Below are 13,858 nucleotides of genomic sequence, written 5' to 3' on the forward strand. Positions count from 1 at the left end.
ATTCATTCATTGCGCGGCGCGATAATCTGACGGTGTCAGTCCGGTTTTATTCTTAAACACCCGATAAAAATAGTTCACATCCTGAAACCCACAGCGGGTTGCCACTTCATGCAACCGGAAGGTGTATTTCTTGAGCATGAACTTGGCACGTTCAATTCGTACCCAGGTAATGTAATCGGCCATGCGCATGTGGCCCTGCTGGCGAAACAGGCGCGACAGGTGATTCGGCGTAATGTTGAAGCGCTTGGCAATGGATTCGCGGCTAATTGGCCGGTGGAAATTCTCCTGAATATAGATACAAATACCCTGATAGAGATCTTCACTGCGTTTTTTACTGGTTTGGCTCGGCGCTTGCAGCATGTGCTGGCTGTAACTGAGCAGCGCTTGTAACAGGTGCGCATCCATCGGTTTTTGGATCGGCTCTTTGGCCAACGCATTCAGGGCCGACAGAATATGGTCGATGGCATGACCGGTACGGGTCGGAATACTGTGTTTTTGTACGTCATGGCAGGTAGTGTGCGCCCGTGCTTTACTGACCAAACTGAACCCGAGTTGACGACGGCCAAACAGCAAACTCAATACCGAACAGTCGGTGTCCCAGTCCGGCTTATTCCAGCAGTTGGGCGGAATGTACAGGGCGTCGCCCGCCATTACCGTCACCTTGGTGATCCCCAATTCCGGATCTTCCAATTCATTAATATATTCCCCGCTGATCACCATTTCCAAACGCGGAAAGTTCACCTGATAGCTAAACGGCGGTGGCGTGTGCTGATCGCTGGCAAACCAGATCCGGTTGAAGTGTTCGCGTTCCGACAACAAGGTGTCGAGCAGGTGGTGAAAAACGTCGCTCATGTCAGTCTGTCCGTCATGGAAGGGAGATCCCATTTTGTGCAATGGGTGTGGCACATTATCCTGCGCAAAATAAGAGACGGCCACCTTTGTCCAAAAATCGGCGGCAATAGCGTGAACCAGATCACTCAAAATCATCATGTAGACAGCATTTTGGTGTTAGTTAAATCTAGTGAGTAAAAAATATTCGCTATAAGCAAGTGGGGTTTTATTGAGTGGGTTAATGATTTAAGTGTTTGTATTTGAATTATTTTATGCTTTTGTTTCGTTGCTTGCCCCATCGTTTGATGAGTGAGAATTAGATCACACTCTTTTCTATAGGTTACAAATTTCCAGTAAATGCCGTTCTGGTACACTATCTGCGTGGGTCAGATTGGCCGACAATATCCCCAACGACAACACACTGTCGAAGACAAATATAACGAGAAGTACAACAAGAGGGGATACTCATGATCACCAATCTGATTAATGAGAATTTGATTTGCTTGAACCTTCAGGCAACCACCAAAGAAGACGTGTTCATTGAACTGATCGACGTCCTGCACGCGCAGGGTCGAGTGAGTGACAAACAACAATTTCTGGCCGATATTCACGCCCGTGAAGAACTGGGCAATACCGGCTTTGAAGATGGCGTAGCCCTGCCACACGCAAAAAGTGCAGCGGTTTGTGAGCCTGCAGTCGCAATCGGTATCAGCCGTAGCGGTATCGAATACGGCGCAGAAGACGGCTTGCCTTCAAAACTCTTTTTCATGATTGCTTCGCCAGACGGCGGTGCAAACCACCATATTGAAGTGCTGGCTGAACTGTCTTCAAAACTGATCGAAGACGGCTTCATTGATGCCTTCATGCAAGCGAAGAACGAAAAAGACGCACTGGGTCTGCTACTGGAAAAATCAGAAGTGGCTGACACACCGGTGGCGGATAAAGGTCTGCTGATCGGCGTAACCGGCTGTCCTGCTGGTGTGGCGCACACTTACCTGGCAGCAGAAGCGCTAGAGAAAGGTGCAGCTGAGCTGGGCTTTGAAATCAAAGTGGAAACTAACGGCTCTATCGGCGTGAAAAACAGCCCAACAGCCGAAGAAATTGCACGCGCAGAAGCGATCATCGTGAGCTGCGACAAGCAGGTTGATATGGCGCGCTTTGCAGGCAAACGCGTGATTAAAACCGGCGTTAAAGCACCAATCAAAGATGCAAAAGGCGTGATCAACCAGGCACTGGCCGCACCGGCTTACCAAGTGTCGGGTGATGACAAGCCAGCCGAAACAGAAAGCAAGGCGTCTCAAGCGCGTTCTGATCTGTACCGCTACCTGATGAACGGTGTATCACACATGATCCCATTCGTGGTAACCGGTGGTCTGTTGATTGCACTGGCACTGGCGATTGGTGGTGAGCCATCGGCAGGCGGCATGCAAATCCCTGAAGGCAGCATGTGGAACCAAGTGCTGAACGTGGGTGTGGTTGCCTTTACTCTGATGATCCCTATTCTGGCCGGTTACATTGCTTACGCGATTGCTGACCGTCCTGCACTGGCTCCGGGCTTGATCGGTGGCTGGATTGCGAACAACGGTTCATTCTACGGCGCAGAAGCGGGTACCGGTTTCATCGGTGCGATTGTTGCGGGTCTGCTGGTGGGTTACTTCGTTAAGTTCATCGTGAACATTAACTACCACAAGTTCATCCAGCCGTTGGTGCCAATCATGATTGCACCTATCACCGGTTCACTGTTCATTGCGGGTATGTTCATCTTCGTTATCGGCGCGCCAATCGCGAGCCTGATGGACGGCCTGACAGCCATGCTGACTAACATGAGCTCTGGCAACGTGATCCTACTGGGTATCGTACTGGGTGGTATGGCTGGCTTTGATATGGGTGGTCCATTCAACAAGGTAGCCTTCCTGTTCTCTGTCGGCATGATTGCAAGCGGTCAAACACAATTCATGGGTGCGATGGCGTGTGCTATCCCTGTTGCACCACTGGGTATGGCACTGGCAACAGTTATCGGTCGCAAGTTCAATATCTTTGAAGAGTCAGAAATCGAAGCAGGTAAAGCATCAGGTGCAATGGGCTTGGTGGGTATCTCTGAAGGTGCGATTCCATTCGCGGCACAAGACCCAATGTCAGTGATTCCTGCTAACGTACTGGGCTCAATGGTTGCCGCAGTTATGGCCTTCTCATTCGGTATCACAAACAGCGTGGCACACGGTGGTCCAGTGGTGGCGCTACTGGGTGCGATGAACAAACCGGTTCTGGCACTAGCGTGTATGGCAGCAGGTGCGATTGTAACAGCACTGGTTGCAGTGACACTGAAGAAGATGCGTCAAGCGAAAGCACAAGCAGCAACCGCTTAATCATCAGCAAGAATAACAAGCGTGGGATAAGGCTCTTTAATGCTGAATATGCCCACGCATTGTTAACGGCTCACCGGTCATGGCTTCCCCCTGCATGGTCGGTACAGGCTCCGACTGCTCCTGTCGGAGCCTTTCCTCGTTTAGGCCATGAACGCAGAAAATTGAGTAAGTGATAAAATACGCAATGGGAATTTATCGCCATTTTTGCTAGGGTGAGCGCCTATTTCAGCGTGGCAGAGACCGCCTCTTAATAGGGCGATTTCATTAGCATCCCGTGACGACACAGCACGGTGTGGGCTGGGTGCTAATGAAATCAGTATGAGTTATAAGGAATGTTATGACGACTTCACCGCGTTTTTATCGCATGCACAACATCATTCAGGATTACGCATGGGGTAGCAAAACCTCAATCGGCGAGCTGTTCGGTATTGAAAACCCAACGGGCCAGCCACAAGCTGAACTTTGGATGGGCGCACACCAAAATGGTTGTTCGACCATCGAGGTAAACGGTCAGCCAACGCTACTGTCTGACTTCATTGGCGCAGATATGCCAGCCATTATCGGTGCTGATACCGCTGCCACCTTTGGTGAACTGCCTTACCTGTTTAAAGTCCTGGCAGCCGCAAACGCGCTGTCTGTACAGGTACACCCAAGCAAAGCGCAAGCAGAAGAAGGCTTTGCCAAAGAAGAAGCGGCAGGCATTCCACGCACTGCGGGCAACCGCAACTACAAAGATCCTAACCACAAGCCAGAGTTGGTGTTTGCCCTAACGCCATACCAAGCGATGAACGGTTTCCGTGAATACAGCGAAATCGTTGCACTGTTTAATGCATTGGCGATTGACGAATTGGCAGAGCTGGTCGCGGCACTGGAAGCGAATCAAAATGAAGCGGGTCTGGAAGCCTTCTTTGAAGCCATGCTATCACTAACGGGCGAGCGTAAAGATCGTTGTGTCGACGCGCTATTGACCTACGCAGAAGCGAACAAAGACGATGCATTGTGCGCATTGCTACTCGAACTGGCTGAGCAGTACCCAGGCGACATCGGTTTGTTCTCCCCGCTGATGCTGAACACCCTGACGCTACAGCCAGGCGAAGCTATGTTCCTGGACGCATGTACGCCACACGCGTACATCAAAGGCACAGGCCTTGAAATCATGGCGAACTCAGACAACGTACTGCGTGCCGGCCTGACACCAAAATACATGGACGTGCCAGAGCTAGTGAGCTGCACCCGTTGTGTGCCAATGCCGTTCGACACTTTGTTGTTGGCCCCAATGGCGAACGAGGTTGAAGAAGCGGGTGTGGCGCATTACCCAATCCCAGTGCCAGATTTCAAATTCAGCGTGTACACCAACATGGCTGTGAAAGCACTGACTACACAAAGCGCAGAAATTCTGTTTGCTGTGGATGCACCGCTAACCGTTGCCCATGCTGATGGCGAAAGCGTGACTATCGAGAAAGGCCAGTCGGTATTTATTCCTGCTAACACCGGTGAATACCTGGCGACCTCAACCGGTCAATTTGCACGCGCCTACAACTAATGGCGCCGCGTTTATCGCGCGGTTTGTCGTAAAGGTAAGCGAGATGCGGGTTCTGTGCGCGGTTGATGTCGCACGCACAGAAAAGGGCTTTACACCTTAAGCTGTAACCCGTATTATTCGCCGCATGGAGAGATGGCTGAGTGGTTGAAAGCACCGGTCTTGAAAACCGGCATACGTTAATAGCGTATCTAGGGTTCAAATCCCTATCTCTCCGCCACATTTAAGAAAACCGCTACTCTGTTAGCGGTTTTTTTTCGCCTGAATTTTGTGATAACGAGATAGGGTGCAGAACCCTAGACAAGGGTTCACCTGAGCGAAGCGAAAGCACATTGCCCGTGCCGAAGGCGCGAAAAGGCAATAGCCCGAAGGGCGCGAGCTTGCGAGCAGTAAATCCCTATCTCTCCGCCACATTCTAAGCCCCAGTCGAAAGACTGGGGCTTTTTTGCATTTGTCGTGTGCAACCCCAGCACTCCGCCATATTCTAAAGCCCCCGACTGCGTGTCCCGGTCAAAGACTGGGGCTTTTTCGTATGCGTAAAGTATTACCTTTGGAAATAGGGATTTTAAAATCCCTCGTCGCCTGCGACCCCAGCTGAATGCAGGCCAGTCGTGTGCGACCCCAGCACTCCGCCACATTTAAAGCCTCTCTTAATGCCTATCTCACCTCATGACCAATATAGGTTTCATCAGTATTACAGTTGTCTTTCAGGTGACTTCACAGTCAGCGCAGCGCGTTTTGATGGCGTATTTCAAATAAGGCATATTTGTGTAAAGCCTTTCATGAATGTGCGGTTTCCGTAAGGGCGGTAGCGTGGTTATTCAGCCGTTAATATTGCAGAGAGTGGGCTTTGTACACCTGAAGCACCTCGTTTTAACACATGGGTATAAATCTCTGTGGTTCTCACGTCATTGTGGCCTAATTGTTCTTGAACCGTGCGGATATCAGAGCCATTGGCCAGAATATGGGTGGCAAAAGAGTGCCGAAGTGTATGGCATGATATCGATTTTTCAATCTTGCTTAGTTTTCCTGCATTTTTAATTTCCTTACTCAGAGAGGTTCTATGGATGTGATGCCGACGTATATGACCTGTTGAAGGATCAGCTGAAAGGTGGCGAGAAGGGAACAGAAACTGCCATGTCTTTTCTTTAGGTGCATTTGGATATTTTGTTGCGAGAGCAAAGGGAAGATAAACCCCGCTAAAATGAGGGTTCGCAATGTCATTTTGGTGATAGTGCTCAACTAAGCATTGTTGATTTCGTAATGCGGGATAAAGTTCTTTTGCTAGCGTTACTGTACGATTCTTTCTGCCTTTAGACTGCCATATTCTGAGTGCGCCATAGTCGTAGTCTATATCACCGTAGCGTAAATGAAGCACTTCAGATAATCGGAGCCCACTGCCATACATTAATTGGAAGGGGAGCAATAAGTCTTTGCGGATGTGTTGAAAAAGCAAGGTGATTTCAGTTGGTGTTAAAACGGTAGGGATTTTACGATCTCTGTGTGATTTTTTAAAACCCATATCAAGTGGTAAGGCTTGATTAAGAAATTGATTATAGAGAAATACGAGAGCATTGAGTGCTGTGGCTTGTGTTCGTGCTGCAACATTACGTGAGACGGCAAGGTAAGAAAGAAATACTTTGACCTCAGAAGCCCCCATATCACGGGGGTGCTTTTTGTTGTGAAAAAGAATGAAGTGCTTAATCCAATAGGTGTAGACCTTAACAGTTTGCTTGCTGTAATGCTTCGCATACATGAAATGTTCAATAGATTGAAGAAAGGGTGATGTCGTCATTATCAGATCCTGTTTGTATATACAGGAAACATAGATGTGAAATGGTATAGATAAAAAACAAAGCAATCGACATTTGATTAAAGTCACATTTCACATATTAACTTATCATTGATTCTCACAAAATCGTGACATTAGATGGATGTCGAAAAAGTGGAATGTGATATATGGAATGATTCTACAATTCTCCAGTGGTGAAATTATTGATTTATTATATTTCAATGGGTTGGGTTTTATATTAGTATTTACTTATCTTGATATATAGAGTTGTGAGGTAGAAAGAATCTATATATTAAGTTGTTAGTTTTACCATTGAATACGGTGGAGCAAATATGAGTAAGATATATAAGTACTTTGGCGAAGGTGTAATTGACAAAGTCTTTGCAAAAGATGATTTTTGTAATGTTAAGTGTTCATACCCTAAAGACTATAATGACCCTTATGAGCTATTTTTAGCCGTAAAAAGAGATCTACTGCCGGAACATGTAGCTTTTTACAATGAAGTAATTAGTGAGTTACCTCAGTTTCCAACTTCTTGTTTTTCTCAATCTCCTATTGCTTCACCAATGTGGGCTCATTATGCAAACAACCATTCTGGCTTTGTGCTGGAGTTTGATTTGGAAAAGCTACAAGAAAAATTTGAAGGTAATCCTATTTGGGAAGTTAGTTATCGAACTGAACCACATCCAAATTTAACTCAAATTTTAGCTAGGGCAGCTCAAACATTGAAGCCTCGTCATGTCCAAGAATTACGACAATATACTTTTGTTGAAGCATATTTTTCTAAATATGACGAGTGGAGTTATGAGAAAGAAGTTAGGTTTGTTGATACTTTAGGCGTGACAACGAAAATTGCTGAAAAAGATATTTTGGAAATCCCAATGTCATGTGTTACCAAAATACTAGTTGGACCTAGAGCCAGTGAAGAATTTGTAGCGAAGAGCCTTGATGTGGCAAATGAAACCGGAATTAGTTGGGTTAAACAAGTTATTGGGAAAAGTAACCCTAAGCCATATTTCTTAGATGCGACTAAAACAGCTTACCGTTTTGAAAACGGGGAATTAACGCAAGTTGATAAACTTTGTATTTCTTGTACAGAGCCATTGATTGATACGGATGAGCAGTGTCCATGGTGTAGGGTAACGGAGCAGCACGCTGATAATGCAGCCATGAACAATCCATTCAGATTACTTGAAAGGGCTGGTTTGCTAGAGCAGTACCTAAAAAAACAAGGTGAACTTGGGTAAAACTAACAATTACTTCCAGTCTGACCCCAAACACTGCGCGGTTTTAGTGTTGGCTCGCTGCGCTCAAACAATAACACAAAACCCACTTCGTATTCGGGGCAGCTGAAGTAGGGTGTTATATTTTTGGGGAGACTTATGAGTAAGATTCTTAGTACATCAGATTTAAAAGCTGGTGATGTCATACTATGTTTTGAGAATAGTAAATTTGATCCACTAGGTAAGAAAATACAGAAAGTGACTGGGAGTGAATATGTGCATGCAGGTATTTTTCTTGGTGACAATATGGTTGTTGAATCTATGACGTCGGGGTTAACCAAAGAGTCTATTTCTAATGTGATCGCTCGATATGATCATGTCGCAATAATTAGGCGTCATGATGCGTGGTGTGAGTCAAATATTGTTCTTTTAAGGTACTTTGCGGAAAAAGCACTAGAAACTGGGTGTAAATACAACTTTTCGGGTGTCATGAAGTTTAAACAATCAAAGCAACTCCATGAGGCTACTGTTATCCAACAGCTAGAGGACTACTTTTCCGGTAATATGGTTCAAAAATCACCACTCAAACATCAGTACTTTTGTTCTGAGTTTGTTGTCGATTGCTTTATCGCTACTGGTTTCATTGACCAGAGTGCTGCTGTTTATTATAACAGCGAAACATTCGCTCCGGGCGACCTAGGGAAAGATCCCACGTTTGGATACTTTTTAGGCTACATCTCCGACGACGAGAATTATCAAGTACCTGAAGCAGATGAATTCTATAATCAATCCACGTGGGAAGACATTTTTGAATCAAAAACTTAGTATCAAGTTTGAAGTGCGACACTTTCTACAGATGCGCATGAATATACTCCGTTGGTGTCCTATACCCAAGTCTTTTGCGTGGGCGCGTATTTAATTTGTGTGCAATTTCATTGCAGAGCTTCTGTGTCACGTGTGACATAGAAGTTCGTTTTGGTAAGTATTGTCGTATTAAGCCATTAGTGTTCTCATTAGTGCCTCGTTCCCATGAGTGGTATGGGTTTGCAAAGTAAAACAGACAGTTATGATGTTTTTCTAGTTGTGCATAACCATGAAATTCAGTGCCGTTATCCGCAGTTATCGTCCTAAAAGGTAAGTCAGAGCGGGTCATGATTTTGCTCATTCTTACGTTGAGCGACTCGCTTGTTCTATCGTCCATTTGCCCAATAAAAGTGTAGCCAGTCATTCTGTCGACTAAAGTCACGATACAGTGCTTGGTTCCGCGGCCAACGACGGTATCAATTTCCCAATGGCCGGGCTCTTTTCTATGCTCAGCTTTTGCAGGTCTTTCGGTAATATGACGCTTTGCTGCCAGGCGACCTCGGCTGTCTTTTGAGTTATACCTTTTACGCCTTTTCTTAGTGGATTGGCGTAGGTGTTTCCATAGGGTTCCACCGAGAGTTTTATCGTTCCAAATATGCTGATAAATGAGCTCGTGGCTCATTGTTGGATAGCCTCTTACTCGTAGGTATCCGACGATTTGGTCAGGGCTCCAATCCAGTCGTAGCAAGGCTTCAGGTAACCTGAAGTCGATTTCGCTGTAACGCTTATTTCTGCGCGAGCGGCTTAGCCGGTTGCGAGCCATCTGTTGGGCTCTCCATGCTTGATAGGAATACCTTTTAAAATGTCTGTTGTATCGGGAATTACGTTCAATTTCTCGATAGATAGTAGCTTTGTGACGCCCCAGTTGTTTAGCTATTTTAGCGGTACTAATTCCTTGCTTTCTGAGTGCAGAAATCATATACCTTTCGTTCTCAGTGAGGTGCGTGTATCTCATGTTTTTTACTTCTTGGCGGGAGCAAAGTTCATGATTATCGCATCTCACTGTTTTTATGTTCAGAGGTGTCGCACTTCGTACTTGAATCCAAGAAATATAACAAACTGTTCAAGAGTGATTCGCAACGCGTGGCATTTTTACTATGCGTTGTGTTTGGTGTTTAAGGCGGTATGCGGGAGCTTCAGTATTGCGTCGCTCACACCTTAACAGGGCGTTAAGTTTCTATGGTCTATTATTTATTATCAACAATTAAGGAGCGATCATGACAATACAAAATACAAAATGTTTATAGTCTTGGCTTTGGCTACATTGCTGTCAGGCTGCCCTTTAGATGGGGACAATGGTAAAAATGGTGAGACAGGACCTACTGGTGAAACAGGGCTCTCTGGCATCAATTGCTGGGATCTTGACGGTGATCGTATCAATGATAGCGACGAGGATAAAAATAATGACGGACTTTGGGATGCTAATGATTGTGTCACCGTTATAAACGCTGAGAGGCTCTTACAATCTGCGGAAGCTGAATTTAACCATCAACACTTATGTGAAGCACTAGCGAACTTAGGGCAGTATCCTACTGGCTGCCCTTCTGCAGCTCACACAGTGCCCACAGGGACACTGACTAGAATTAATCAAAATCTACTTTTTGATGATGGTAGTGGTGGCTTTGAAACGTGCAATTTTCCGCCAAATAACGGCCTTTTAAGTATTGAACTAAGAGATGATCTTGATAAGCCCGGTGAAAAAGACGCGTGGTTTGTTCTAGACGGAGGATACATAGCTAAAACTCTACAATTAGCCTATACGGATGTTATCGACAATAATTCGTGTCGAAATGAATGTGCGGGCGACGTTAACTGTATTGCTTCACTTGCGTTGGAAAGCGGAACAAGAGCGGAGTGCAAAATTTTCTATCACTCTGACACCATATCTGCTTACGAAAGGCTATGTGGTGTTTCAGGTGGTGGGTTAACCCCCACTGAAATATGTGCTTTATCTCTCCGCGGTCAAGCGCTTTGGGATGTAAAGTGTCCCTAGTGTAAAAACTTAACAAGTCAAAGCACTCGGACGCAGCAAAGCTGCGCCGGTGTTTGAGGCGTTATAAGACAAGGAATAAAATGGACATTATTGACTTAGACAATGATTTAGGTTTTTTGGATCATGATGAAGAAAACTGTGAGTTGTATTTCAATTTGTACGTCTCACCAGTTTCTTTACAAAGTAAAAACAAAGAAGCTAAACGAAAATTACAATCTTCAATAAAAGAAGCGCTAACACGCTTAGACTTTTATTTGGTCGGTAATGTTAGCTTTCATCTTACATGGAACCTGCATGAGCACCGGAGAATTGAAACCGATGGGGCATCGGATATTGATAATATTTTAAAACCAATCATAGATAGTTTTACGGGTTTTGATGCTCTTTTGATTGATGACAATCAAATTGATGATGTGCATGCTCAATGGGCACACTATTACGATTACAACGATGATAAATTTGTTGTAACGATAAAGTATGAACCGGGAGAGCTAATCCCTAAAAAAGCTCTCTTCTTGCTTCAGCTAGAGAGCAATCTTTTTATTCCTATTAAGATTCACAGCGATAACAATGATCGTAGTTTGGAGCTTGAGCGGATACTATCTGATTATCGGAAACGTAAGGAAGATATCACCAGCCAAGGATACGACAGAGCAACTAGGCGTAAAAATAGAATGCAAAGGTTTTTCCATAAAAGTCGAATTGACCACGGATTTAGTAGAGGAAGTTCAGCAACATACCTTGAGTATGTCTTATAACAAATAAGGATTAAGGTGTTGCGAAGCCAACACTAAATCCCGGGTGTTGAACAAGCCCGATGCTTCTTTATAAAGTAAATTGTGCGATTGGGTTTGGTGGGAACATCGCTCAGTCCCTTTTCTCAAGACGAGCGATGCCGAGATAAGCACGTGAATGTCGACTTATCAATGAGTTAACTGTTTTGCTGTCTTTGGACTGTCACCTTCCTTCTGTGTCGCTTGTCATTGCACCATTATCCTTATTCTGTTCGCCTTTCGGCTATCTCGGTCGGCTGATCCCCACGCAGGCCATGATTTTCACAGTATGGCCGAATTTGGTCAGTTCACGCGCCTAATAATGGGAAGCGCCACAGGCTTCAATACCAATGAGGGCTGACGGGATATTTGCAAACGTTACAAGAACCTTAGATCTTCCCTTGAATTTATAGAAAGAAAAGGGTTTTGGGTCAGTACCTTTGCCTGCCATATCTTCGCCATGGATACTGAAGCTATGTTTGGCAAGATCAATGCCATAGATTGAAAGTGATAGGGTGGCCTCCGAGATTTTATCGAGCATGATTCATAAAGCGTGGCAGAGTTGGATTAGGGGGAGTCTATGTCATTCGTTATATGCTAACCAGTTCTGGTCGTTAGGTAGGTTAAATAGAAGATGAAACGATTATTTTCAAATTGTACTAAGCGAATACTAAATCCCTTGTTTAAGGTTACAAGAGAAAAGCAAGATAACTTAAAAAGAAGAACCCACCGAAGGTATCATGGTGCATGGTTAGGCACTGATTCAATTATATGTGAGGAGAGTCAATTACAAGTCGGCGATGTAATAATGTGCTCATCCTCGGTTAATTCTAAGAACACTTACCTTATTAGCAATGCATCAGATGGTGTTTATGTCCATTGTGCTATCTATGTTGGCGGTGGAATGATAGTCGATATGGTCGTACCGAAAATTAGGAAAATATCCCTGTACGAGTTATCTCAGGACTATCGCTATTTAACAGTTGTCAGATGCTTTGGTATCAATAAAGAGCGTCAAGACAAGATAATCGAGTTTGCTAAATTATGTTTAGATAAAAAGGTTGGTTACAATTACTTTGGTGCAGTTGTTTCGCCGTTAAAGGAGTATCTAAATTACTTACATCACTATGTTAATCAAGTTGGCGATAGTTATGCACCTAAGTATGAAACCAAGAAAATAACACGTTTGTTCTGCTCAGAGTTCATAGTTGAATGCTATAAGTATGCTGGCTATGTGCAAAGAGATAGTAGGATGTTCAAATCAGACAAATGGACGCCTACAGGGCTTGCTGAAGATAACAGTATTTTCAAGTTCATCGGGTATCTTGATTTAAGTGTTTTAAGATTTGTCAATCCAAGTGATCCCTACTTAGCGGGTAATGGATGGGTTTTAACAGATGAAGGACAGCAACACCTAGCTCTAAGAAAAATAGAATCTGAAAAATGTGTTGAGATATTGAAACAACAATGTAAACAAGAACGTACATAACAAAGCAATCAAGGTGACTTTGGACTTGATCCGTTTTACTGGACACATATTGAAGATCTGAGGAGTTCGTCATGCCAGCTGATAAAACGGGTAAAAAGACAGCGCAATATTCACTAGACTTCAATTTAAAAGTGGTTGAAAGGTGCTTTTAAACACATTGAATCGTTAAGTCAGTAGCCGATGCTGGATAGGCTTTAATGCATAGATTGAAAGCGATAGGGGGCCACCAAGATTTTATTGAGCCTGACTCATCAAGTATGGCAGATCCAGATGAGAGGGAGTCCATGTCATTCGTTAAATGTAATCGTCAAGGAGGGCGTAAATGAAAGTTTATGGTGACCTACAATCAGGAAACTGTCTAAAAGTTAAGATGTTACTATCGTTTTTAAATATTAAGCATGAGTGGATTCATGTGAACATTTTAGATGGTGAAACAAAAACAGTTGAATTCCTGTCTAAATACCCGAATGGAAAAATCCCTGCGGTTGAATTAGATGATGGACGTTATCTGTGTGAATCAAATGCAATTTTAGGCTACTTTTCTGAAAATACTGCATTTCTACCAGATGATACGTACTTAAAAGCAAAAGTGTATGAGTGGTTGTTCTTTGAACAATACAGTCATGAGCCATTCATTGCTGTAGCTCGTTTTATTCAAAAATATTTAGGTATACCAAAAGAAAGAGAAGCTGAATATCTCTCACTTCAAGAGGGTGGCCATAAAGCACTACAATTAATGGAAAATCAATTGAGTAAAACTAAGTATTTAGTCGGTGATGAAATGACAATTGCTGATATTTCTCTTTATACTTATAGCCATGTTGCTGATGAAGGTGGTTTTGATTTAATGCAATATCCAGAAATTAAAAATTGGTGTCATCGTACTCAATCAACACCAGGGTACGTAGGTATGGCGTAATTACATTTAACAAATGTATTAACACTATTTTCTACATTCGGAATTTTAGTTTTCTTTGGGTTTACCGT

11 protein-coding genes and 1 tRNA gene are annotated in these 13,858 nt (G+C 44.0%); 9 read left to right on the forward strand and 3 right to left on the reverse strand.

From position 1 onward, the window contains the following. Positions 1-6 precede the first annotated feature (6 nt). On the reverse strand, positions 7-852 hold the full coding sequence (locus ABT58_RS17070) for a helix-turn-helix transcriptional regulator (protein ID WP_047875684.1): 846 nt from the start codon (positions 850-852) through the stop codon (positions 7-9). A gap of 446 nt (positions 853-1,298) precedes the next feature. On the opposite strand from ABT58_RS17070, the gene ABT58_RS17075 reads away from it, so the two are divergent. From ABT58_RS17075 to ABT58_RS17085, 3 genes are all read left to right on the forward strand, one after another. Further along, positions 1,299-3,197: a fructose-specific PTS transporter subunit EIIC gene (locus ABT58_RS17075; protein ID WP_047875637.1), complete on the forward strand. Its 1,899-nt coding sequence runs from the start codon at positions 1,299-1,301 to the stop codon at positions 3,195-3,197. A gap of 337 nt (positions 3,198-3,534) precedes the next feature. Further along, the gene (manA, locus tag ABT58_RS17080) at positions 3,535-4,740 is read left to right on the forward strand and encodes a mannose-6-phosphate isomerase, class I (RefSeq protein WP_047875638.1); all 1,206 of its coding nucleotides are present in this window, start codon (positions 3,535-3,537) and stop codon (positions 4,738-4,740) included. Positions 4,741-4,866: 126 nt separating this feature from the next. Then, positions 4,867-4,957, forward strand: a tRNA-Ser gene (locus ABT58_RS17085). A 597-nt stretch (positions 4,958-5,554) separates the two neighbouring features. Here the strand turns inward: ABT58_RS17085 and ABT58_RS17095 are convergent. Then, positions 5,555-6,532 carry an integron integrase gene (locus ABT58_RS17095; RefSeq protein ID WP_047875640.1) on the reverse strand — a complete coding sequence of 326 codons (978 nt, stop codon included), beginning with the start codon at positions 6,530-6,532 and terminating at the stop codon, positions 5,555-5,557. 329 nt (positions 6,533-6,861) lie between these two features. Between ABT58_RS17095 and ABT58_RS17100 the strand changes: the two genes are divergently transcribed. Together ABT58_RS17100 and ABT58_RS17105 are read left to right on the forward strand one after the other, a co-directional pair. Further along, a complete protein-coding gene (locus ABT58_RS17100; RefSeq protein WP_047875641.1) occupies positions 6,862-7,776 on the forward strand; it encodes a DUF2971 domain-containing protein in 915 nt (304 codons plus the stop codon). 135 nt (positions 7,777-7,911) lie between these two features. Next, positions 7,912-8,577 (forward strand): YiiX/YebB-like N1pC/P60 family cysteine hydrolase, encoded by a 666-nt coding sequence (locus ABT58_RS17105; RefSeq protein WP_047875642.1) that lies wholly within the window; start codon positions 7,912-7,914, stop codon positions 8,575-8,577. Positions 8,578-8,602: 25 nt separating this feature from the next. Here the strand turns inward: ABT58_RS17105 and ABT58_RS17110 are convergent, their stop codons facing one another. Beyond that, positions 8,603-9,571, reverse strand: coding sequence for an IS30-like element ISVa6 family transposase (locus ABT58_RS17110; protein ID WP_082211140.1), 969 nt, complete (start codon positions 9,569-9,571; stop codon positions 8,603-8,605). 282 nt (positions 9,572-9,853) lie between these two features. Between ABT58_RS17110 and ABT58_RS17115 the strand changes: the two genes are divergently transcribed. From ABT58_RS17115 to ABT58_RS17135, 4 genes are all read left to right on the forward strand, one after another. Beyond that, a complete protein-coding gene (locus tag ABT58_RS17115; protein ID WP_047875643.1) occupies positions 9,854-10,609 on the forward strand; it encodes a hypothetical protein in 756 nt (251 codons plus the stop codon). Between the two features lie 80 nt (positions 10,610-10,689). Then, a complete protein-coding gene (locus ABT58_RS17120) occupies positions 10,690-11,367 on the forward strand; it encodes a RusA family crossover junction endodeoxyribonuclease (RefSeq protein WP_047875644.1) in 678 nt (225 codons plus the stop codon). A gap of 649 nt (positions 11,368-12,016) precedes the next feature. Next, complete coding sequence (locus ABT58_RS17130) at positions 12,017-12,871, forward strand: C40 family peptidase (protein WP_107205095.1); 855 nt, start codon at positions 12,017-12,019, stop codon at positions 12,869-12,871. A 322-nt stretch (positions 12,872-13,193) separates the two neighbouring features. Next, positions 13,194-13,790 (forward strand): glutathione S-transferase family protein, encoded by a 597-nt coding sequence (locus tag ABT58_RS17135; protein WP_047875647.1) that lies wholly within the window; start codon positions 13,194-13,196, stop codon positions 13,788-13,790. The last annotated feature ends 68 nt before the right edge of the window (positions 13,791-13,858 follow it).

This window comes from Photobacterium aphoticum, from assembly GCF_001029435.1.
Lineage (GTDB): Bacteria > Pseudomonadota > Gammaproteobacteria > Enterobacterales > Vibrionaceae > Photobacterium > Photobacterium aphoticum.

Coding starts and splice junctions, on each gene's coding strand:
- ABT58_RS17070 (WP_047875684.1), bottom strand. CDS start 852: ATGAGCGACGTTTTTCACCACCTGCTCGACACCTTGTTGTCGGAACGC.
- ABT58_RS17075 (WP_047875637.1), top strand. CDS start 1,299: ATGATCACCAATCTGATTAATGAGAATTTGATTTGCTTGAACCTTCAG.
- manA (WP_047875638.1), top strand. CDS start 3,535: ATGACGACTTCACCGCGTTTTTATCGCATGCACAACATCATTCAGGAT.
- ABT58_RS17095 (WP_047875640.1), bottom strand. CDS start 6,532: ATGACGACATCACCCTTTCTTCAATCTATTGAACATTTCATGTATGCG.
- ABT58_RS17100 (WP_047875641.1), top strand. CDS start 6,862: ATGAGTAAGATATATAAGTACTTTGGCGAAGGTGTAATTGACAAAGTC.
- ABT58_RS17105 (WP_047875642.1), top strand. CDS start 7,912: ATGAGTAAGATTCTTAGTACATCAGATTTAAAAGCTGGTGATGTCATA.
- ABT58_RS17110 (WP_082211140.1), bottom strand. CDS start 9,571: ATGAGATACACGCACCTCACTGAGAACGAAAGGTATATGATTTCTGCA.
- ABT58_RS17115 (WP_047875643.1), top strand. CDS start 9,854: ATGTTTATAGTCTTGGCTTTGGCTACATTGCTGTCAGGCTGCCCTTTA.
- ABT58_RS17120 (WP_047875644.1), top strand. CDS start 10,690: ATGGACATTATTGACTTAGACAATGATTTAGGTTTTTTGGATCATGAT.
- ABT58_RS17130 (WP_107205095.1), top strand. CDS start 12,017: ATGAAACGATTATTTTCAAATTGTACTAAGCGAATACTAAATCCCTTG.
- ABT58_RS17135 (WP_047875647.1), top strand. CDS start 13,194: ATGAAAGTTTATGGTGACCTACAATCAGGAAACTGTCTAAAAGTTAAG.